The organism is Micromonospora sp. DT229 (genome assembly GCF_049844505.1).
Classification (GTDB): Bacteria; Actinomycetota; Actinomycetes; order Mycobacteriales; family Micromonosporaceae; genus Micromonospora.
In genome coordinates, this window is sequence record NZ_JBNCLD010000016.1 from 1 (window position 1) to 21,253 (window position 21,253).

Genomic DNA, 21,253 nt, shown 5'->3' on the forward strand with positions numbered 1-21,253 from the left:
ATTCCCGCAGGTCAACCAGCAAGGTAGCGTGAGATCAACTTATCGACCCTGTCCGTCAAGCCGGGTCAACCCCAGTCGGGCCGACTGCGGATGCGGAGCGAGCGGCACTGAACGCGCTGGAAGAGATCGCATACCTGCTCGGCCAGATGACAGTGGGCGAACACCGAGAGTTCCGTGAGGCACTGGAGCGTGTTGCCGCAGCGGAACCCGAACGCGCCGACTTCATAGGCAGCCTGCCGGGCTCGCTGGGTCTGGATATGGAGTCGTAGATCGGATACGCGGACCTCTTCGAGGACGACCTGGCCAGGTGGCCGACCGTCGCCGGTGGCCCGCTAGCGCTGGGGACGGGCAGGCCAGCCCGATGAAGCGCGATTCCAGACGTGGCCCTAGAAGCGGTAGGCGTCGCGCCGGTGGCGGATCGAGTGGATCTCCACGACACGCTTGGCCTCGTTGATCCGGTAGATGACCCGGTACGTGCCACGGCGGGCGGAGTGGAAGCCGTCGAAGGGCTCGTCGAGTGGTTTGCCCGCCCGATAGGGGTTGACCGAGATCGCGTGCTGGATGGTCTCTGTCGCCGCGACCGCGACCTCCAGCGGCAGGTCCTCGTGCAGGTTGCGGCGGGCCTGCCGGGAGAACATCACCGTGTACGGGCTGGTCGCCTCGCCCGTGTCGTCCCGCCGCCCGCCTTGCGACGGCATCAGGCCGCCCTACCGCGACGCCGTTCCAGCTCGGTGCGAACCTCGTCCATCGAGAACGTGTCGCCGGCCGCGAAATCCTCCCGCGACTGGCGCAGATCCGCGAGGGCCTCATCGTCGGAGAGCAGGTCGAGCGTCTCCCGCATCGACTCGTACTCGGCGACCGAGATCAGCATCACGTCGGCGCGGCCGTTCCTGGTGATCGTGAAGTGATCGTGCTCCCGAGCGACCCGGTCGGCAAGCTCGGCGATCCGGGCCTTGGCCTCCGTGATCGGAATGGTCTCCATAGCGGCCATTCTAACGACTGGTCAGAATTCTGGCCACGTTCTTCGCCCGGCTCTGGAGGCGGCGAGCTGTCCAGGGTTGCGGAGTCGAGCCGCGATGAGCATCCGAGATATCGACCGTGGCCTGCGGCTTCGCCGCGCTGGCCCCTCCGTTTGGGTATCCGTCTGAGGTGGGCCGAAGGTGCCACCATGCGAACCGCAGTGCGACGATCGTCGGCGAGCCGCTTCCACTCAGGTTGGGCAGCCCGAGGGTGCCAGGCCGATGAGCCTCGGGCGGGCACCGTCAGGAGGCCGCGGGCAGTCGGATTTCGCATCGGACGCCGCTGGGCCTTGGCGACCCGTAGGAACAGCCGTGGGGCGTCTCTTCCTGCACGGTGAAGCCCTGCCGCAGGCCCCCGTGTCAGCCGACCTCAGACGAGGCAGCGAGCGAGTTCTGAGTGGTCGTAGGTCCAGTACCCGAAGAATCCGGACCATACCCAGCGCTTCACGTGCCAGTAGTGGTACTCGTACTCCAGGGAGAACCCGGGCCAACCCGGATTCGGCTGGAGGCCGGTCCGTGCGCCGACGTACTGGTACACGCTGGTTGAGGTGCTGCCGCAGCGATCGCCGCCGGTGGCGGTCACGGCCAGATCCGTGGCGGTGACGATCGTGTCGCCGCTACACCGCGCGACGTAGCTGCGCTGGTAGTTGTCGGAGGTGGCCTCGACGACGTGCCAGTACCGATAGGTGCTTACGGAGCCGACCAGCCAGAAGGTCGTCGGCGTGCCGCCGACGACACGGCTGTAGCTGCCCGCCGCAGCGCAGGCCAGGCTGTCCGGTGCGGCAAGGGCGGCGGCCGGGAGGACGATGACGGACGCCAGCGCCGCGGTCGCGACGGCAAGGGCGAGTTTGAGTCTCATGCCCACGCAACCTACGGTCGACTGTCGCATCGATGCAGGTCAGTGGCGGCTTCCCGGCACGGCTCCCGGCGCGCCGCGATCCGGGGCGGCGCCGGTCACCCGCCGCAGCCGCAGATTGATCCGATCCGCGACCAGCAACGGCGCCACGGACACCGTCCGCCCGACCACCACTCGTGGATCAACGACCGGCGCGATGACCGTCCGTCACCGTTCCTGCGCCGGCATGGGCACGCCGTCCCCCGGCCCCAACCCACGATGGTGTACGAGCCCGACGATGTGCCGGTTGAACTCGTCGAGTTCCTCGGCCGGCACCCACAGCTCAAGGATGTCGCGGCCGCCGACCTGCCGGACGGGGTAGCGGGCGGCGAACTCCTGGTCGACGTGGAACCGGGTGACGTAGCCGGCCCCGGAGGCGGGAACGTTCCAGTCCCGGGCGATCATGATCGCGTACTGCTCGTTGAGGAACGCGTCGAAGTACCGCTGCATCCACTCCAGCGGGTCGCCCTTCAGGTCACCCCACTGGTAGTCGTTGACGCAACTCGACGAGGTGATCCGCGCCCGCGTCGACAACGCCCGCAACTCACGCTGCTCCCCCGAGGTCAACGGCCGGTCGACCGCCACGAACTCGTAGTACTGGTACTCACTGACCGTTGGTCCCCCTCGCCACGAGGATCATCCGTTCGTCCAGTGCCGGTACGCCTCGATCCACTGCGCGCCGTCCGGTGACGGCCACCGCCTCCCAGCCCAGGCAGCACCGAACGAGATCAGCAGGAACGCCGTCAGACCCGTCGCTCGCGCATCGCTCATGGCGCGTTCCCGGCTAGATGTGGAGCCTTGCGCGTACGGATACCGGCCGCTGCTGCGGCCACGGTGAGCAGCAGGCAGGTGACGCCGATGCCGAGCAGCGGGAGCCATGGGATCGTGATGGGCACGGCGATGCCGACCAGGTCGGCGGTGATGGCGCGGCGTACGAGCCAGCCGAGCAGCACGGTGGTGGCACCGCCCAGGAGCAGGCCGGTGCCGCAGACGAGGACGGCCTGCCAGCTGGCTGCTCGCCGGACCTGGTCGGGGGTCGCGCCGAGGAACTGGACCAGGTCGCGTTGCCGGCGCCGCTGGGATCCGCCGATGAGGGTGGCGTTGACGATCGCGATGGCGGCGTAGAGGCCGGCCGGTCCGAGCAGGATGGTGAGGCTGAGGTTGTTGGCCTGGCGGCTCTGGGCCGTGGTGGCGTCAATCCAGTCGCCGGAGTCGAGGATCCGGCTGTTGGTGCCGCCGAGGGTGCGCTGGAGGGAGACGCGCGCCGCGGCGGCGTCGGCGCGCGGTAGGACGAAGACCGTCCCGGTGGCACGTTCGCTTGCGGGCGGGAACAGGCCGGCCGGGACGACGAGATCGCCGTACAGGTCGGGTGCGTCGGGGACGACGGCGACGACCCGCAACGGGACCCGCTCGCCGGCGATCCAGACCGGGAGAGTGCCGCCCAGGCCGACGCCGGCGTCGATGACCCCTGAGGCGGTGACCGCCACCACGCGTCCCTGGAAGTCGTCGAGGGTGCCGCGGGTGGCGGTCAGGCCCCGGGCGGCGGAGGCGGTGACGGGGTCGAGGATCTCGACCTGATTACGCACGCCGGGACGGCCCTCCTCGTCACGCTGGAGCATGCCCTGCCGGCGTACGTCGGCGATCGCGACGGCCTTGTCGGACGCGACCGCCGCCGCTGCGGCCGGACTGTCCGCCTCGACGACGAGCGGTGCGCGCAGCCAGGCCCGGTCCTGCGCGTTCGTCCAGTCGGCGGTGAAGCTGAGGGACAGCAGCAGCGACCCGGCGATGGCGGAGATGGCCACGACCGGGGCGGCGACCGCGGCGGTGGTGCGGGCGGCCGCACGCACCTCGTCGCGGGCCATCCGGGCCGTGACGTCCCGGGCGACGAACGGGCGGGCGAGCAGGGCGGCGAGCCGCGGGGTGACGGCGTGGCCGATGCTCATCAGGCCAATCACGACCACCGCGGGCAGCAGGATGGAGGCGATCAGGGCGAACAGCGGCGGCATGTCGGCGGCGACGACGACCACCAGGACGCCGAAGCACAGCGTCGCGACGGCGAGCTGGAGAACGCTCGGCCGGGTTCGTTCGATCGTCGCCTCCCGCAGGGCGGCGCTCGGGGCGATCCGGGCGGCGCGGCGCGAGGATCGCCAGACCCCGAGGAGCGCGATCACGGCACCGGTGGGCACGGCGACCGCCCAGGCGATCCACGGGCGCGGCGCCCGAAGGTCGAGCGTGGTGATCCCGATGGCCTCCACCAGCCAGAGAACGGCGGGGGCCAGCGCCGTGCCGAGCAGACCGCCAACCGTGGTGGCCGCGGCCGCGACGACGAGGGACTCGCCCAGCAGAAGCCGGCGCACCTGCCCTGGCGTCGCGCCGACCAGGCGCAGCAGGCCGAGCTCGCGCCGACGGCCGGCCACGACGAAGCCGAACGTGCTGCTGACCACGAACAGCGCCATGAACGCCGAGATCGCCGACATCATCCCGAACACCGCGGCCAGGTCGTCGAGTTGGGCGCGCTGGTCGGCGGTGACGCCGGGCCGGCCGCCGGTGGCGTCGACGCTCCCGAGGAGCGTCACGGTGACGGCGATCAGGACGACGCCGAACAGCAGCGCGACGAAGGCGCCCAGATAGCCGCGCCATGAGCTGCGCACGGTCTGCCGGCTCAAAGTCAGCATCATCGCTCCAAGTCGGTCATCGTCGCGGCGATCTGACCAGCGTCGGCGTGCGTGAGGTGACCGACGATCTGCCCGTCGGCGAGGAACAACACCGCGTCCGCGTACGAGGCAGCCAGTGGATCGTGGGTCACCATGACGACGCTCTGGCCGCCGTCGGCCAGCGAGCGCAGGAGTTCCAGCACGTCTCGTCCGGTGCCGCGGTCCAGGGCGCCGGTGGGTTCATCGGCGAACAGGACGTCGGGCCGACCGTGCAGCGCCCGGGCGATCGCGACCCGCTGTTGCTGGCCGCCGGACAGCTCCGATGGCCGGCGCCTGGCGTGTTCGGCAAGGCCGACGTGAGCCAGGGCGGTCTGCACGGCGGCCGGGTCGACACGGCGTCCGGCCAGGCGGGCGGGAAGCGCGACGTTTTCGAACGCGGTGAGCGCGTCGAGAAGGTTGTAGGACTGGAAGACGAACGCCATCGACGTGCGCCGGAAGCGGGTCAGCGCGGTCTCGTCCAGCTTGTCGAGCTGAGTGTCGCCGACGAGCACCCGCCCGCCGGTCGGCCGGTCGAGGCCCGCGGCGAGCTGCAGCAGGGTGGATTTTCCGGAGCCGGACGGTCCCATGATCGCGGTGAACGTGCCGCGTTGGAACACATGGGTGACGCCGCGCAGCGCATGCACCGTGCCGGCGCGCGAGCGGTAGGAGCGGGTGAGGCCGTCGAGCGTGACGGCCGCCGGGGATGCCTGGTTCATGCCCTCAGCACACCTGCCGGCGCGGCCCACCACACGGGCTTCGACGCGACTTCGGGGGTAGCGCGCACGCTACCCCGCCCGGCCGGTGCGAACCGTAGGGTTGGGCACGTGAATGATGCCTGGACAGCCGTACGGGGACGCCCCACGCGGTTTCTGGCGTCGGTGTGGCCGTGGCGCTCACTCGCGTACGTGGCCACCACCGTGCCCGTCGGTCTCGGCTGGCTGATCCTTCTGCTCGTGGTACTCACAGTGGGCGTGGCCACGATCGTGGTGGTCGCGGGACTGTTCGTGCTCGCCGGCCTTCCGACGCTCGCGCACCTCGCCGCCGCAGGCGAGCGGCGCCGGCTCCGGCTGATCTTTCCCGGGCGGCCGGTGAGCCGGTTACCCGCGCCGCGCGATCCGGAACATGGCCGCGTGGCCTGGCCGGAGACGGGCGTCACGGTCCTGCTGGTGACGCTGTTCTGGCTCGTGGACGCCGCGGTGGTGGTGCTGCTGACGGCTCCGGTCGTGCTGATCCTCGCTCCGGTGCTGGTCCGTCACGACATGCTCGAGGTCGCCGGGTGGCGGGTGGACAACACCGGTGAGGCGTGGTTGGCGGTGCCCGCCGGCATCCTCACACTCGTCCTGCTGGCGTACGCGGTCACCGCGCTGGCCTGCGGCCAGGCGGCCCTGGTGCGGCACCTGCTGGACCCGCCCGAAGCCCAACTGGCCGAAGCGATCCAGCAGCTGCGCCGCTCCCGAAGCGGGCTGGTCGACGCGTTCGAAACCGAACGCCGCCGGATCGAGCGCGATCTCCACGACGGCGTCCAACAGCGCCTCGTCGCGCTGACCATGACACTGGGCAGCGCCGAACTGGACCTGACCGACAGCCCCGGCCTCGACCTCGTGCGCGAGGCCCATCAGCAGGCCGAGCAGGCCCTCGCCGACCTGCGCACCACGATCCGGGGCATCCACCCCCAGGTACTGACCGACCATGGTCTGGCCGCGGCCGTGCACGAGATCGCCGGTCGGTCACCGGTCCCGGTCCACCTCGATCTCGCCCTCGACGGCCGGCTCCCCCCGGCCGTCGAGGCCGCGGCCTACTTCTTCGTCAGCGAAAACCTCACCAACGTCGCCCGCCACGCCCGGGCCCGATCGGCACAGGTGCACGCGTGGACCGAGGACCACGCACTGATCGTCTCGGTGGTCGACGACGGCGTCGGCGGCGCTGACCCGCAGGCCGGCACCGGCCTCGCCGGACTGCGCGCCCGGCTCGACGCCCTCGACGGCGACCTGCAAATCACCAGCCCCGCCGGCGGCCCGACCCAGGTGAGGATGACGTGCCCAATTCACTGACGCCGCCGCCGAAGGCACTGCGCATCGTGGTCGCCGAGGACGCGGCCCTGCTCCGCGAAGGGTTGGTGCGAATCCTCGAACGCGCTGGCCACGACATCGTCGCGGCCGTCGCAGACGCGCCGGCCCTGCTCACGTACGCGGCCAACTGCCGCCCCGACCTCGTCGTCACCGACATTCGCATGCCACCCACCCACACCGACGAGGGCCTGCGCGCGGCGGCCACCATCCGAGCCGCCCATCCCGGCATCGCGATCCTGCTGCTGTCCGCCTATGTCGCCGACGCCTACGTCGGCGATCTGCTCGACTCCGCCCCCGGCGGCGGCATCGGCTATCTGCTCAAGGACCGGGTCGGCCACGTACGCGACTTCCTCGACAGCGTCGACCGTGTCGCCGCGGGCGGCACGGTCATCGACGCCGAGGTCGTCCGCCAGCTCGTCGTCCGCCGGCACACCGACGGTCCGCTCGCCGGCCTCACCGAACGCGAACGGGAGGTGCTGGCGCTCATGGCCGAAGGCCACACCAACCACGCGATTGCCGGCAAGCTGTTCGTCAGCGAGGCCGCGGTGCGCAAGCACATCGGCAACATCTTCGCCAAGCTCCCGCTCGACCCGCACTCGGACCGCCGGGTGTCCGCCGTTCTCACCTACCTTCGCGGTTGACCGAACGGGATCGATCACGCCTGTCAGGCGTGCCATCGGATCGGCCGGGACCGCGGGTGCCGCGTGCGTCGGGGGCGTGGAACTGTACCCGTTGGGCATCACATCCGTGATGAGGTCGTTGATGCGCTTGACCAGTTCCCGGTACGTGTGGCTGAGATACTGGCTCCACGCCGTTGCGGTGAAGACCAGCCTCATGCGACGTCCCGGACGGTGGCCGGGTCGATCAGGCCCCGCTCGGCCGCATCGCCCTTCTCAAGCTCCGCCATCGACCTGCGCAGCGCGGCGGCGTTGCTCGGGCTGCACAGGAGGGCACGATCACCACGGGCTCGTGGCCGGATCGGGTGGGCCTGCGTCTCGTCCCTGGTCGACCTGGCGGTGGATCCACGGGTGCTGCTGTACCGGTCCCGATCACGGCAAAGCGGCCCCGAAAAGGGCCGCTGACCTGGGGGAGGAGTGGGGCGGGCGGGACTCGAACCCGCGACCGAGGGATTATGAGTCCCCTGCTCTAACCGGCTGAGCTACCGCCCCGGCACCGGGGCCGGAGTCATCCCGCCCCTGTCGATCACCGGCCGCTCATGCCGGCGTCGCCCTCCGCCTCAGCAGCACGATGGGCAACGCGAGAATACAGCGGGCGGCCGGCAAATCTGAGCCCGCCCCGCCCACCGGCCCCACCAGCACGGTCGATGCAGCTGGCGCCCTGGTAGCGGACATCTCGGCCTGGAAACGGCGAATGCCCACCGGGTTGCCGGTGGGCATGTCGTGCTGGAGAGCAAGCTCCCCCGTTTGGACTCGAACCAAAAACCTGCCGGTTAACAGCCGGCTGCTCTGCCAATTGAGCTACGGGGGACTGCACCGCCGCCCGATGCGGATCTCTCCGCGCCGTGCGCCGGGCACAAGAGTACAGGACTCCGGGGGGTCTTGGTCCAGGGGGTTACCCTCACGATCAGCGGGGCGCACCGATCGGATTGTGTGGGACAAATCGCCATCGGGGCACAAGGAGGTATGAGCAGAGAGCAGGATGGGTAGTTAGCTGCCGACGACAGGACGCAGGCGCGAACTGGTCGGCCCCGCCCGGATCGGGGGTGGGTCGACGGCGCGTCAGGTACGAGAGGAGCCGCCATGCGCGGAAAGATCATGTTCCTTGGCGGGCTGGCTGCAGGGTTCGTCCTGGGCGCCCGTGCCGGCCGTGAGAAGTACGAGGAGTTGATGGTCCAGGGCCGCAAGGTGCTCGACCACCCGACCGTCCAGGAGGCGGCCGGGGTCGCCCAGGCCCAGGCCAGCCGGCTCTACAACGAGGGTAAGGACAAGCTCGGCCACTCGAAGCTGGGTGAGAAGCTGAGCCCGAACGGCAAGCACGAGTCCGACGCTGCCTTCGCGGGCACGCCGGCCACGGCTGGCGCCAAGTCCAGCACCAACCCGTCGGGGTCGACCACCGGTTCGTCGAGCACCAGTTCGTCGAGCACCGGTTCGACGACCTCGACCACGGCTCGCAGCAAGCCCTCCGGCACCAACGGCACCAACCTGTAGCGACATATCCAGCCGGGCCCGATCACCCATGTGGTGGTCGGGCCCGGCTGCTGCGTGCCTCCGGCGGATCTGCTGCGGGTCGGCTGGGCCACAGGCCCGAAACACCCACATGGAAGACTTCGGGCGGGAGGTGTTGGTGATGACGCTCGTCCGACCAGAGAACCCACAGCAGGCGAGTCTGGTCAGACTGCTGCGCGACGAGGGCCCCCGCTCCCGGGTGGAGTTGGGCGACATCCTGGGCCTTTCCCGCTCGACCCTCACCGCCGAGTTGGACCGCCTGGTCGCCCGCGGGCTGGTCGAGACCGCCGGGCTGGCCGCCTCCCGTGGTGGACGCCGGTCCTCGTTGCTGCGTCTGGCGGCCCGGGTGCGGTTCGCCAGCGTCGTCGTGGCCGCCGACCGGATCAGTGTGGCCTTGACCGATGGTGAGCTCAACGTGCTGGCCGAGACCGCTGAGCCCGCGCAGGTGCGGGGCGGGCCGGAGCCGGTGATCGCCCGCGCCGTCGAACTGGTCGAGAAGCTTCGTGCCGAACTCGGCGTCGCCGAACTCACCGGGGTCGGCATCGCGCTACCCGGGCCGGTCAACGGTGGCACCTCGGTCGCGCCGGCCGTGCTGCCCGGCTGGCAGCGCTTCCCGGTCCGGGACGCCTTCGCCACCGAACTGGGCTGCCCGGCGTTGGTCGACAACGACGCGAACGTCCTCGCCCTCGGGGAACAGCATGCCGGCATCGGCCGGACCTTCGACGACTTCCTGTACCTGAAGCTGGGTACGGCGATCGGCTGCGGTCTGGTGCTCAGTGGTTCCCTCTACCGGGGCGCCACCAGCAGCGCCGGTGACATCGCCCACCTGCCGCTGGGTGAGGACGGGCCGGTCTGCGGGTGCGGCGAGTTCGGCTGCCTGGAGGCGTACTGCGGTGACGCGGGGCTGATCCGGGCGGCGTCGGCGGCTGCTCGCGGTGGCCGGTCGGAGCTGCTGGCGACCCGCCTGGCCGAGGCGGGCACCCTGACCGTGCCGGACATCGCCTCGGCCGCGACGGCCGGTGATCCGGCCGCTCAGGCGCTGGTCCGTGACGCGGCCCGCCGGGTGGGGCGGGTGCTCGTCGGTCTGGTCAGTTTCTTCAACCCGGGCATCGTGGTGATCGGCGGGGCACCGGAGGGTCTCGGGCACATTCTGCTCTCCGAGATCCGGGGGGTGGTCTACCGCCGGTCGGCGCCGCTGGCCACCGGCACCATGCCGGTGGTGCTCTCCGACCTGGCGGACCGGGCCGCCCTGGTCGGTGCGGCCCGGTTGGCCAGCGAGTACGTCTTCACCTCGGGCTGAGGGCGTCGGCACGGGTGCCGGTGCGACCCTTCCCCGTCAGGCCTGGTCGGCGTACCCCCGGAAGGGCCCGGTGGTCGCCGGGCCCTCAGGGGATCTGCTCAGTCCTTGCTGCTGAACGCCGCGTCGAAGGCGGCGGAGGGGGCGTCGAAGGCGAGCCGGCGGACGAACTGGAGGGCCTCGGGGGCACCGACCAGGCGGTCCATCCCGGCGTCCTCCCACTCGATCGAGATCGGGCCGTCGTAGCCGATCGCGTTGAGGGCCCGGAAGCAGTCCTCCCACGGCACATCACCGTGGCCGGTGGAGACGAAGTCCCAGCCGCGCCGCAGGTCCGCCCAGGGCAGGTGCGAGGCGAGTCGGCCGCGTCGCCCGTCGCCGGTACGCACCTTGGCGTCCTTGCAGTCGACGTGGTAGATCCGGTCGGCGAAGTCGAAGATGAAGTTGACCGGGTCCAGCTCCTGCCAGACGAAGTGCGAGGGGTCCCAGTTCAGGCCGAAGGCGGGCCGGTGGTCGATCGCCTCCAGGGTCCGCTTGGTGGTGTAGTAGTCGTAGGCGATCTCACTGGGGTGCACCTCGTGGGCGAATCGCACCCCCACCTCGTCGAAGACGTCGAGGATCGGGTTCCACCGGTCGGCGAAGTCCTGGTAGCCGCGTTCGATCATCGAGGGCGGCACCGGGGGGAACATCGCCAGGGTGTGCCAGATCGACGAGCCGGTGAAGCCGACGACGGTGTTGACGCCGAGCTTGGCCGCCGCCCGGGCGGTGTCCTTGATCTCCTCGGCGGCCCGCTGGCGTACCCCTTCGGGCTCACCGTCGCCCCAGAGCCGGGCGGGCAGGATGCCCTGGTGCCGCTCGTCGATCGGGTGATCGCAGACCGCCTGGCCGACCAGGTGGTTGGAGATCGTGAAGACCTGGAGGTTGTGCTTGGCCAGAGTCTCCCGCTTGCGCTCGATGTACGAGTCGTCGGCGAGGGCCTTGTCGACCTCGAAGTGGTCGCCCCAGCAGGCCAGCTCCAGACCGTCGTAGCCCCACTCGGCGGCGAGCCGGCACACCTCGTCGAACGGAAGGTCGGCCCACTGGCCGGTGAACAGCGTGATCGGTCGCGCCATCAGTCCTTTTCCCCTGTCGTGGTGATGGGGATTCCGTACCTGCGTGACCGGGGCGAGGGATGCCGGAGTCGACGGCCCCGAGGGGGTGCCGGTGGGCGTTGTCACGCCTGGGGCCGACGGGTTGCGCCTCCCGTCGACTCACCGGCCACCTCACGGTCGCCGTCTTTCACTCTAGGCCCGTCACCCGCGACGCAAAAGGCCCTGGCGCTCGCCCGTGTTAAGAGGGGGCCCCTGTACCACGCCAGGCGTTAACAAGGTGCCCTTCCTTACATCGTTACGGGAGGGTCCAGCGCTGGTTGGCGTTGGTGTGGCAGGTCCACAGGTGCACCGCCTGACCGTCGGCGGAGCTGTTGTTCGACACGTCCAGGCACTTGCCCGACTGCGGGTTACGCAGGGTGCCGTTCGACTGCGCCGACCAGTTCTGCGCGCCGCCGCCGTTGCAGGTCCACAGTTGGATCTTCGTGCCGTCCGCGGCGGCGCCGCCGTTGACGTCCAGGCACTTGCCCAGGGCGCGGATGGTCGAGTTCGGTGTCACCGTCCAGGTCTGCGCCGCGCTGCCGTTGCAGGTGAGGATCTGGACCTGAGTGCCGTCCGCCGAGGAGCCGTTGCGCACGTCCAGGCACTTGCCGCCCAGCCCGGTGATCGGGCCGGTGCCACCGGTGCCGCCGCCCCGGACCAGGGTGAAGTCGTCGATGTCGAACAGGCTGCCGCCCGAGCCGGTGAAGGTCAGGTAGACGGTGCGGGTACCGCTCGGCACGTTCGACAGGGTGGCGCTGACGTCGGTGAAGGTGTTCCAACTTCCGGTGTTCGGTACCGCCACCGAGCCGAGAACGGTGCCGGTGGTCGAGCCGGTACGCACCTGGATGGTCCCGCCGGGGCCGGCGGAGGCGATCCGGGCCCGCAGCGAGGTGACCCCGGTCAGGTCCAGGTTGGCGTACGCCGCCCAGTCGCCCGGGTCGATGTAGCCCAGCACCTGGCCGCCGTTGGCGCCGGTCTTACCGACCACGGTCACCCCGTTGGCCGAGTTGTACGCCTCGGCCTGCACGGTCGTGTTGCCGCCCGGCGGTGGGTTCGTGCCGCCCAGTTCCTTGATCCGGATGTTGCGGAAGGAGACCTCGTCGCCGGTGCCGTGATTCTGGATGCCGATGTGGCCGGCGAGGGAGCGGACCGGGTCGGTGTTGGTGAAGTCGTTGATCTTCACCCCGTTGAGGAACACCTGGAGGCGTTCTCCCTCCACCAGCAGTTCGTAGGTGTTCCACTCCCCCGGCGGGTTCAGCGCGGCGTCGCGGGCGGCCAGGTCGGCGGACTTGAACCCGTACACCGCGCCGGTGGTGCGGTCGGCGGCGTCGGTGCTGTCGATCTGCACCTCGTAGCCGTTGTCGACGGCCGAGTTCGGGTCGCTCGACGGCGGGAAGCCGATGAACACTCCGGAGTTGTCGTCTCCGGCGAGTCGCCAGTCCAGCTTGAGGGAGTAGTTGGTGAACTGCTTGGCGCTGTACCAGTACAGGCCCATCCCGCCGGTGGAGGTCAGGGTGGCGTCGGAGTTGGTGAAACCGCCCGGCCCCGCCTGGGACCAGCCGGTGGTCGAACCGTTGTAGAGGGTGGTGTAGCCGGTCTCGGCCCGGCAGTCGGCCTTGGTGCGGCCGGCCGCGTACCGGATGCCGCCGAGCAGGTGCGCCCGGAAGGCCGGCTCGGCGTACGAGGCCTGGGTGTGCCCGGCCCCGGTGTAGAAGGACCGGCCCCCGGTGTACGTCTTGCACCAGGCGATCGGATGGTCGGCCCCCATCACCCCACCGGAGTACGACGACTCGTCGAGGTTGGCCAGGACGCGGGCACCCGGACGAGGATTGGCCTGGAAGTCGTACCACTCGTCGGTGCGGGTCCAGGTCTGCGGCAGGTGGGCGGTGGCCGCGTGGGCCCGGTTCTCCACCCGTACGGTGGCCTGCGCAATGGCCGGGTGGGAGCGGAAGTACGCCCCGACCAGGTTGCCGTAGAAGGGCCAGCCGTACTCGGTGTCGGCGGCGGCGTGCACACCGACGTAGCCGCCACCGGAACCGATGTACGACTCGAAGGCGGTCTGCTGGCTGGCGTTGAGCACGTCGCCGGTGGTGTTGAGGAAGACCACGGCCTCGTACTGGGCGAGGTTGCCGGTGGTGAAGACACCGGCGTCCTCGGTGGCGGTCACCGTGAAGCTGTTCGCCGCGCCCAGGTCGCGGATGGTCTGGGTGCCCACGGCGATGGAGTCGTGCCGGAAGCCGGCCGTCTTGGAGAACACCAGCACGTCGTACGGGGTGTCGGCGGCGCTGGCCGGGGTGGCCGGGGTGGTGCAGGCGAGAACGGCGATGGCGGTGACGGCCACGCCGAGGACGGGGCGGAGTCTGCGCATGTGGCTCTCCCAACGATCCGGTCGGCACCAGCTACGACACTAAGTGGCATTCGTCGATGAGTCCATGCCTTCCGCCGACGACGGATCGACTTTCGCAGAATGAAGCGGAAGTTGGCGCCAATGCGGGCGGTCAGGGCCTCCCCAACCCGGCAAGCTCCAACAGCAGCCCCTTCACCTCCGTGGCGGCGAAGCGCTCCCGGGCCAGGGAAGGGTCGGAGCAGAGCAGCACCGGACCGTCGGCCGGGTCGGCCGGCAACCGCCCGTGTGAGCCCCGCACCGCCCGCGCCCCGGCGTCCAGCCCGACCACACTCATCATGTACCGCAGGCCCAGCTTCTTGCGCGCCAACGCGGCGGCTGCCCGGCCCTTCGCCGCGCCGGGAGCGGCCGGGTCGAAGAACAGCTCCGCCGGGTCGTACCCGGGTTTGCGGTGGATCTCGACCAGCCGGGCGAAGTCCGGGGCCAGGTTGTCGTCCAGCCAGTAGTAGTAGGTGAACCAGGCGTCCGGCTCGGCCACCAGCACCAGCTCACCGGCGCGGGGGTGGTCCAGCCCGTGCGCCGCCTTACCCTCGGCGTCGAGCACCTCGGCCACCCCGGGCAGCCCGGCGCAGAGCTTCGCCACCGCCGCCAGGTCCGCCGGGTCGCGTACGTAGACGTGGGCGATCTGGTGGTCGGCGACCGCGAAGGCCCGGGAGGTCCAGGGGTCCAGGTACTCCATGCCGGCCTGGGTGTGCACCCGCAGCAGCCCTTCGGCGCGCAGCAGCCGGTTGACGTCCACCGGGCGGGAGACCTCGGTGATGCCGTACTCGGAGAGCACCACCACGGTCGTGTCCCGGGCCTGTGCGGCGTCCAGCAGGGGGGCCAGCACCCCGTCCAGTTCGGTCGCCGCGGCGGCGGCCTGCGGCGAGGACGGGCCGAAGCGTTGCAGGTCGTAGTCCAGGTGCGGCACGTAGACCAGGGTCAGGTCGGGAGAGTGTTCGGTGAGGATCTGCTCGGCGGCCCGGCAGATCCAGCTCGACGAGGGCAGCCCCGCTCCCGGCCCCCAGTAGGTGAACAGCGGGAAGGTGCCCAGCCGGGCGGTCAGCTCGTCGTGCAGCTGCGGCGGGTCGGTGTAGCAGTCCGGCTCCTTGCGGCCGTCGGCGTAGTAGATCGGGCGTGGGGTGACAGTCCAGTCCACGTCCGCGCCCATCGCGTACCACCAGCAGACGTTGGCCACGGTGTAGTCGCCGCGTACCCGCCGGGCGGCCTGCCAGATCTTGTCCCCGCCCACCAGGGCGTTGTGCTGCCGCCAGAGCAGCACCTCACCGAGATCGCGGAAGTACCAGCCGTTGCCGACGATGCCGTGTTCGGTCGGCAGGGCACCGGTGAGGAAGGTCGACTGCACCGAGCAGGTCACCGCCGGCAGCACCGTACCCAGCTCGGCGCGGAACCCGGTGTCGGCCACCGCGCGCAGCCGGGGCATGTGGGCCAGCAGACGCGGGGTCAGCCCCACCACGTCCAGCACCAGAAGTTTGCGACTCATGCCGATACCGTTTCGGTCGGGGTCAGCCCGAGGGCGACCAGTTCGTCGCGGGCGAAGGCCAGCTCGGCGGCGATCCCGGCGGCCAGCTCCGCGTCGGTGTCCGGGCGCCGCGCGGCCGGCAGCACCCCCCAGGTGTACGTCTCGACGTCCAGGTGGTCGCAGCCCGCGTCGGCTGCGGTGAAGAGTGCGGCCAGGGCGGCGCGCAGCACCGGCAGGGTCGCCTCCAGCGGCGGTTCGGGTGGGGCGTGCAGCGGTACGTGGTAGTGCACCCGCCACGGGCCGGGCAGCCCGGCGTCGAGGGCCAGGTCCAGGTCGTCGGCGGCCCACCGGGGGTCCGCCGGGTCGTGGGCGCCGGCACAGCCGGCGGTACGGGTCTGGTGCAGAAAACGCGGCTCGACCCAGCGGCGCAACGCTGCCGGGTCGGCGGCCGGGTCGGTCGCCTCCAGCGCGGCCGACACCTGCACCTTCACCACCGGCACCCCGGCCGTGGCCAACCGGTCGAGGGCGGCGGTCGGCTCCTCCCAGGCACAGGCTAGATGGGCCAGGTCCAGGCAGACCCCCAGCCGCTCGGGGTCCGTCCCGGACAAGGCCGTCACGGCCTGGGCGCTGCTCTCGATCACGCAGCCGGGCTCCGGCTCGAACCCCACCCGGATGGTGCGGCCGGTGTCCCGTTCGACGGCGGCCAGCCCGGCGGCAAGCTGGTCCAGCCGCCGCCGGGCCTGCTCGGCCCGGGCACCGTCCCAGGGGGTACGCCAGGCCAGCGGCAGGGTGGAGATCGAGCCCCGGGCGGCGTCCTCGGGCAGCAGGTCGGCCAGCACCCGGGCCAGGTTCAGGGTGTGGTCCAGCCGCTGCCGGGTGGTCCAGTCCGGCTGATAGACCGCCCCCTTGACCACGGGCGCCTGGAAGGCCGCGTACGGGAAACCGTTGAGGGTGACCACTTCCAGCCCGCGTACGGTCAACTCGGTGCGCAACCGGCGACGGGCCTGCGGGTCGGCGGCCAGTTCGGCGGCGACCGGGGCGGCCAGCCACAGGCCCAGGCCGAGCAGGTCGGCGCCGAGGGCCGCGCGGACCGGCACCGCGTAGCGGTCCAGTTGGGCGAGGATGCCGGCGAACTCCTCGGCGGGGTGCACATTGGTGCAGTAGCCCAGGTGTACGGTGCGCCCGCCGGCATGTCGTAGTCGCATCAGCTGCCGCCGCGCAGGATCGAGTTGCCGGCGAAGGTCTGCTCCGCGTCGTCCTCGTCGCGCAGGTCCAGCCGACCCGACTGCCCGTAGAACTCGACCGGGTTACGCCAGAGCACCCGGTCCACGTCGTCGTCGGTGAATCCGGCGGCCAGCATCGCGTCCCCGGTGGCTCGGGTCAGCAGCGGGTCCGAGCGGCCCCAGTCGGCGGCGGAGTTGACCAGCATCCGCTCGGTGCCGTACGCCTTGAGCAGTTCCACCATCCGGGGCGGGGACATCTTGGTGTCCGGATAGATGGAGAAGCCCAGCCAGCAGCCGGTGTCCCGGACCTGCTTCACGGTCACCTCGTTGAGGTGGTCGACCACTACCCGCCCCGGGTCGATGCCGGACTCGGCGACCACGGCCAGGGTGCGCTCCACCCCCCGGACCTTGTCCCGGTGCGGGGTGTGCACCAGGGCCGGCAGGTCATGCGCCACGGCCAGGGCAAGTTGGGCGGCGAAGGCCGCGTCCTCCTCCGGGGTCATCGAGTCGTACCCGATCTCGCCGACCGCGACCACCCCGTCCTTCTCCAGGTAGCGGGGCAGCACGTCGAGCACCGGCCGACAGCGCGGGTCGTTGGCCTCCTTGGGGTTGAGCGCGACCGTGGCGTGGTGACGTATCCCGAACTGTCCGGCCCGGAAGGGTTCCCAGCCGACCAGGGAGTCGAAGTAGTCCGTGAAGGATCCGACATTGGTGCGGGGCTGGCCCAGCCAGAAGGCCGGCTCCACAAGTGCCCGTACCCCGGCGGCGGCCATCCGCTCGTAGTCGTCCGTGGTGCGGGACGTCATGTGGATGTGCGGGTCGAAGATGCGCATCACGCCTCCCTGTGGTGCGGTCGGCTGCCGGCGGTCAGCCGGTCCAGCAGCGCCGTGGCGTCCTCGGGCATGGTGCGGCCGGCGGCCTGCCGTTCGGCGGCGAGTCCGGCCAGCATCACCGCCAGTTCCCCGTCGGCGCGGGTGTCGAGGTCGGCCACCACGGCCAGCGGTACCCCGGTGAAGACGCACTTGAGCACCGCCTGCCGCCAGGTCGGCGCGTCCAGGTGCGTCGCGTACGGGCCCAGGGCGGCGGCGATCAGCCGGGTGTCGTTGGTACGCAGGGCGTCGTGCAGCAGCGGTATCCCGGCCGTGCCGATCGGCAGCAGTGGCAGGGCCTTGAGCACGGCCCGCTTCTCGGCGGCGTCCCCGGTGCGGTAGAGCGCCTCGGCGTGGGTGGCGTGCTCGGCCGGCAGGTACGCCAGCAGCAGGGCCCGGGCCGCCTCGTCGGCGGTCCAGCCGGGCAGGTCGGGCAGCTCGGCCCGGCCGCAGCGCCGACCGACCGCCGGGAAGAACCTGGTGATCGTCGAGGGCTGTGCCGCGACACCGTGCAGGGCCGCCGTCAGCCAGTCCGGATCAGGTAGGCCCCGCAGGGCCGCCCGCAGGTCGTCCGATCTCATCGCCGTCCTCACCCCTTTCTCCATGCCATCTGTTGTCAGGCCTGGCTCGCGTTCCGGCTGGTTCGTGCCCTGCCGTTCCACCTCGTTCACCGCAGGTCCGTGTCGTCCCCGCGCGCCCTTTGCTCTGCTTCAATCCACGCAGCGGTGGCTGTCCGGATATCGGACGCCAGTGATGCGTCCGTTGAAGCAGAGCAAAGGGGCTGCGTAGGAAGGTCCTCCGGCGGGTCGACCCGCTCCGCTGCGCCGGCCGCCGATCCGGCCGAGGCGACCGGTGCGGCCGAGGCTGTCGGCGGCGCGGCGGAGGCGGCGGAGGCGGCGGAGGCCAGGCGGAGGTGGTCCAGGGATCGGGCGGCTACCGCGGGTGCGGCGTGGGAGTGGCGGGGTAGCTCGACCGCGACCAGGCCCCGGTAGTCGACCTCGCGTAGGGCCGCCAGCACCGGCGGGAAGTCGATCTCACCCTGGCCGAACTCCAGGTGCTCGTGCACCCCCCGGCGCATGTCGTCGATCTGCACGTTGACCAGGTGCGCGCCGACCTCGCGGACACAGTCGGGCACGGGCAGCGACTCCAGGCAGCGGCAGTGTCCGATGTCCAGGGTGATGCCCAGGCAGGCCGGTGCGCCCAGATCCGCGTACAGCCGACGCCAGTCGGCGATGTCCTCGACCAGCATGCCCGGCTCGGGCTCGAAGCCCAGCGTCACCCCGGCCCGGTCGGCCGCCTCGACCACACTGGTGCAGCCGGCCAGCAACCGGTCCCAGGCCAGGGTCGGCGGGACCGCTTCGGGGCGTACCCCGGCCCAGAAGGAGACCGCCTCGGCACCCAGGTCGGCGCCGATGGTCACGGCCCGGCGCAGGAACTCCACCCGCAGCGCGGCGTCGTCGTGCAGCAGGGTCGGGGCGTGCTTGTGCCACCGGTCCAGCAGGTAGCGCGCCCCGGTCTCGATCACCACGGCCAGGCCGAGTTCGGCCAGTCGACGCCGGACGGCATCCACCCGCCGGGCCAGTTCCGGGGCGAAGGGGTCGAGGTGGTCGTGGTCCAGGGTCAGCGCCACCCCGACGTAACCCAGGTCGGCTATGACCGCCAGGGCGTCGTCGAGCCGGTGGTTGGCGAAGCCGTTCGTGCCGTACCCGAAGCGCAGGCCGTCGGAAGCACCGGAGGCGGGGGCGGTCATGTCGGGGAGACCTTCCGGGCCAGCCGTCGGCCCAGCGGTGCCGCCGCCGCCACGGCCACCCCGAGCAGACCGGCTCCGGCCCGGGCGGTCAGGGCGCCCTGCAGGGCGGGCAGGCTGGTGATGCCGGCACCGACGGCCCGGCGCACCCGACCGGCGGTGGGTTCGGCGACCACCCGGGCCTGCGCGGCACCGTAGCGGGCGGCGTACCACCCGGCGAGGACGGCCGGCAGCGCCGCAGCGACGGCCCCGGCAGCACGGCGGCCGGCTCCGAAGCGCTTGCCGCACTGGCCGGCACCGAAGCACTCCTCGCGGTGGCCGGGCGCCCGCCGGGCAGCGGGGTCTGCGGAACGCGGGCCGGGCGGTACCGCGGCGCTCGCCGCGACCAGGGCGGTGCCGGCGAGGGTACGCAACGGCAGCGCCCTGTCGGCGCCGTCGACCTCGCGTCGGGACAGGGCGGTGACCGTCCAGGTGTGTGCGGCCACGGTCACCGCCGCCGGCAGGGCCCGGACCGGACGGCCACCGGCGGCACCGAGCAACACGTCCAGCCCTCGGCAGGCGGCCATCACGGCGGGACCGGCGGCGGTGTTCTTGGCGAGCAGGTCGTACCCCCAGATGGTGGCGGCCAGCGGCACGGCGACGGCGGCGGCGCGACGTCCCCCGGCGGCTGCGGCGAGCCCGACGCCCGCGGCGGTCAGACCGGCGGCCAGGCCGACCGCCAAGCCGGGACTGACCCGTCCGCTGGGGATGGGCCGCTCCGGGCGTTCGACCGCGTCCAACCCCCGGTCGGCCCAGTCGTTGGCGGCCATGCCGGCCCAGTAGAGCAGCACCGAGGCGGTCGCCAGAGCGGGCGTACGCGGACCGAGTGCACCGGCTGCGACGGCACCGGCGACCACGTCCCCGGGCACCGAGAGGGCGGCCGGGGCCCGGACCAGTTCCAGGAGGTCGGCCATGCGGGTCATCGGGTGCCTCCTGAGTGCAGTCCCCGGGCGAACTCACACAGCCGGGTCCACTGGTCGGCCAGCGAGTGGGTGCCCTCGCCCAGGGGGTCCTTGAAGAAGAAGGCCAACTCGGTCAGGGGCCCGGTACGCCCGGCGGCGTGCGCGGCGGCGGTGAGCCGGGCCAGGTCCAGCACGAGGGGGGCGGCCAACGCCGAGTCACAGCCGTGCCAGGTGAACTCCAGCCGCATACCGGTGCCCAGGAACCCGGCGAAGGTGATCAGATCCCAGGCGGTCTTGAAGTCGCCGAGTTCCTCGACGTAGTCGATGCGGGTGTCCCCCTGCGGCAGGTAGCCCAGGGTCTCGCCGAGCACCCGCTGCTTGCTGCGTACCTTGGCGGCGTTGGCGGCCGGGTCGGCCAGGGTGGCCCCGTCTCCCCCGCCCAGCAGGTTGACCCCGGACCAGGAGCGCACCTGGAGGTTGCGCATCGCGAACATCGGGGCCAGTACGGACTTGAGCAGGGTCTCCCCGGTCTTGCCGTCATGCCCGGCGTACGGCACCCGGTGCTGTTCGGCCAACGCGCCCAGCCCCGGCAGCCGCAACCCGGTCGACGGGGTGAAGTCGACATACGGGCAGCCGGCCGTCACGGCCGCGTACCCGTACAGGGAGCTGGGCGGCAGCACCTCCTCGGGGCCGGTCAGGGCGACTCTCAGCGCGGCCGGGTCGGCGTGGGCGGGGTGCGGCTCGGGGGCCGGTTCGGTGGCGGCCACGTTGATCACCACGACCCGGGCCAGCCGGTGCCGGTCGCGGAACTCGGTGAGGTCCCGGACCATCGCGGCGGCCCGGTCGGCCTGGCTGCCCTCGGTGGGGGCGGGACGCAACTCCTGCTCGACCGCGGCGAGTTCCTCGGGCAGCGCGGCGACCAGGCGGGCGGGCAGCACCCCGGCTGCGGCCAGCGCCTCGGCCCGCTTGGCCAGCGGGGTGGCGACCACGTCGTGTCCGCCGAAGACCAGGTCGGAGAAGGCCGGCAGGGCGGGACCGCCCACCGCGGGCAGTTCGGTGACGCACCCGGTAGGGGCGGTCAGCCCGGCCCGCAGCGCGAGCGCCCCCACGATGCTGGTGGTCGCGACCGAGCCGCGCGCTCCCACCAGCCAGACACCCGTACGCATGGTGCTCCTTCCCGGTCGTTGCACCGTGTGTTGCGCCCCGTCCGCCGTCCGCTCCGGTGCGTGTCACCGGCCGGCGCCGACGTCGGCGGCGTCACCACCGGTCCGGCGACGCGGAGCGGTACGGACGGACGGGGCTGGCAGGCGGCGGCGGTCGG

At 71.7% G+C, this 21,253-nt stretch carries 19 protein-coding genes and 2 tRNA genes; 4 read left to right on the forward strand and 17 right to left on the reverse strand.

The window, feature by feature from the left end; genetic code table 11:
* Positions 1-386: 386 nt before the first annotated feature.
* The 6 genes from ACLQ2T_RS21995 to ACLQ2T_RS22020 form a co-directional block, all read right to left on the reverse strand.
* Entirely contained in the window at positions 387-698 is a 312-nt protein-coding gene (locus ACLQ2T_RS21995; RefSeq protein ID WP_425768241.1) for a type II toxin-antitoxin system RelE family toxin, read from the reverse strand.
* The gene (locus ACLQ2T_RS22000) at positions 698-982 is read right to left on the reverse strand and encodes a type II toxin-antitoxin system Phd/YefM family antitoxin (protein WP_425768242.1); all 285 of its coding nucleotides are present in this window, start codon (positions 980-982) and stop codon (positions 698-700) included. The genes ACLQ2T_RS21995 and ACLQ2T_RS22000 overlap by 1 nt, the downstream gene beginning before the upstream one ends.
* Positions 983-1,389: 407 nt before the next feature.
* Entirely contained in the window at positions 1,390-1,878 is a 489-nt protein-coding gene (locus ACLQ2T_RS22005) for a hypothetical protein (RefSeq protein WP_425768243.1), read from the reverse strand.
* A gap of 204 nt (positions 1,879-2,082) precedes the next feature.
* Positions 2,083-2,499 carry a hypothetical protein gene (locus ACLQ2T_RS22010; protein ID WP_425768244.1) on the reverse strand — a complete coding sequence of 139 codons (417 nt, stop codon included), beginning with the start codon at positions 2,497-2,499 and terminating at the stop codon, positions 2,083-2,085.
* A gap of 182 nt (positions 2,500-2,681) precedes the next feature.
* Positions 2,682-4,589, reverse strand: coding sequence for an FtsX-like permease family protein (locus ACLQ2T_RS22015; protein ID WP_425768245.1), 1,908 nt, complete (start codon positions 4,587-4,589; stop codon positions 2,682-2,684).
* Positions 4,589-5,323 carry an ABC transporter ATP-binding protein gene (locus ACLQ2T_RS22020; protein WP_425768246.1) on the reverse strand — a complete coding sequence of 245 codons (735 nt, stop codon included), beginning with the start codon at positions 5,321-5,323 and terminating at the stop codon, positions 4,589-4,591. The genes ACLQ2T_RS22015 and ACLQ2T_RS22020 overlap by 1 nt, the downstream gene beginning before the upstream one ends.
* Positions 5,324-5,512: 189 nt before the next feature.
* On the opposite strand from ACLQ2T_RS22020, the gene ACLQ2T_RS22025 reads away from it, so the two are divergent.
* Together ACLQ2T_RS22025 and ACLQ2T_RS22030 are read left to right on the forward strand one after the other, a co-directional pair.
* Positions 5,513-6,658 (forward strand): sensor histidine kinase, encoded by a 1,146-nt coding sequence (locus tag ACLQ2T_RS22025; RefSeq protein ID WP_425768247.1) that lies wholly within the window; start codon positions 5,513-5,515, stop codon positions 6,656-6,658.
* A 17-nt stretch (positions 6,659-6,675) separates the two neighbouring features.
* Positions 6,676-7,317, forward strand: coding sequence for a response regulator (locus tag ACLQ2T_RS22030; RefSeq protein WP_425768336.1), 642 nt, complete (start codon positions 6,676-6,678; stop codon positions 7,315-7,317).
* Positions 7,318-7,771: 454 nt separating this feature from the next.
* Here ACLQ2T_RS22030 and ACLQ2T_RS22035 read toward each other — a convergent pair.
* Positions 7,772-7,845 (reverse strand) — tRNA-Ile (locus ACLQ2T_RS22035).
* A gap of 246 nt (positions 7,846-8,091) precedes the next feature.
* Positions 8,092-8,164, reverse strand: a tRNA-Asn gene (locus ACLQ2T_RS22040).
* 272 nt (positions 8,165-8,436) lie between these two features.
* Between ACLQ2T_RS22040 and ACLQ2T_RS22045 the strand changes: the two genes are divergently transcribed.
* Together ACLQ2T_RS22045 and ACLQ2T_RS22050 are read left to right on the forward strand one after the other, a co-directional pair.
* On the forward strand, positions 8,437-8,844 hold the full coding sequence (locus tag ACLQ2T_RS22045; protein WP_425768248.1) for a hypothetical protein: 408 nt from the start codon (positions 8,437-8,439) through the stop codon (positions 8,842-8,844).
* A gap of 139 nt (positions 8,845-8,983) precedes the next feature.
* Positions 8,984-10,162: an ROK family transcriptional regulator gene (locus ACLQ2T_RS22050; RefSeq protein WP_425768249.1), complete on the forward strand. Its 1,179-nt coding sequence runs from the start codon at positions 8,984-8,986 to the stop codon at positions 10,160-10,162.
* Between the two features lie 98 nt (positions 10,163-10,260).
* Here ACLQ2T_RS22050 and ACLQ2T_RS22055 read toward each other — a convergent pair whose 3' ends face one another.
* The 9 genes from ACLQ2T_RS22055 to ACLQ2T_RS22095 form a co-directional block, all read right to left on the reverse strand.
* Entirely contained in the window at positions 10,261-11,268 is a 1,008-nt protein-coding gene (locus ACLQ2T_RS22055) for a sugar phosphate isomerase/epimerase family protein (protein ID WP_425768250.1), read from the reverse strand.
* A 274-nt stretch (positions 11,269-11,542) separates the two neighbouring features.
* Positions 11,543-13,654: a ThuA domain-containing protein gene (locus ACLQ2T_RS22060; protein ID WP_425768251.1), complete on the reverse strand. Its 2,112-nt coding sequence runs from the start codon at positions 13,652-13,654 to the stop codon at positions 11,543-11,545.
* Positions 13,655-13,784: 130 nt separating this feature from the next.
* Positions 13,785-15,173, reverse strand: coding sequence for an alkaline phosphatase family protein (locus ACLQ2T_RS22065; protein ID WP_425768252.1), 1,389 nt, complete (start codon positions 15,171-15,173; stop codon positions 13,785-13,787).
* Positions 15,170-16,357 carry a metabolite traffic protein EboE gene (eboE, locus tag ACLQ2T_RS22070; protein WP_425768253.1) on the reverse strand — a complete coding sequence of 396 codons (1,188 nt, stop codon included), beginning with the start codon at positions 16,355-16,357 and terminating at the stop codon, positions 15,170-15,172. Before eboE ends, ACLQ2T_RS22065 begins: the two co-directional genes overlap by 4 nt.
* Entirely contained in the window at positions 16,357-17,208 is an 852-nt protein-coding gene (locus ACLQ2T_RS22075; protein WP_425768254.1) for a TatD family hydrolase, read from the reverse strand. The genes eboE and ACLQ2T_RS22075 overlap by 1 nt, the downstream gene beginning before the upstream one ends.
* Positions 17,208-17,825, reverse strand: a complete 618-nt coding sequence (locus ACLQ2T_RS22080) for an EboA domain-containing protein (protein WP_425768255.1) — start codon at positions 17,823-17,825, stop codon at positions 17,208-17,210. Before ACLQ2T_RS22080 ends, ACLQ2T_RS22075 begins: the two co-directional genes overlap by 1 nt.
* A gap of 86 nt (positions 17,826-17,911) precedes the next feature.
* On the reverse strand, positions 17,912-18,994 hold the full coding sequence (locus ACLQ2T_RS22085; RefSeq protein ID WP_425768256.1) for a sugar phosphate isomerase/epimerase family protein: 1,083 nt from the start codon (positions 18,992-18,994) through the stop codon (positions 17,912-17,914).
* A complete protein-coding gene (locus ACLQ2T_RS22090) occupies positions 18,991-19,953 on the reverse strand; it encodes an SCO3242 family prenyltransferase (protein WP_425768257.1) in 963 nt (320 codons plus the stop codon). The genes ACLQ2T_RS22085 and ACLQ2T_RS22090 overlap by 4 nt, the downstream gene beginning before the upstream one ends.
* Positions 19,950-21,098: an inositol-3-phosphate synthase gene (locus ACLQ2T_RS22095; protein WP_425768258.1), complete on the reverse strand. Its 1,149-nt coding sequence runs from the start codon at positions 21,096-21,098 to the stop codon at positions 19,950-19,952. The genes ACLQ2T_RS22090 and ACLQ2T_RS22095 overlap by 4 nt, the downstream gene beginning before the upstream one ends.
* Positions 21,099-21,253 lie beyond the last annotated feature (155 nt).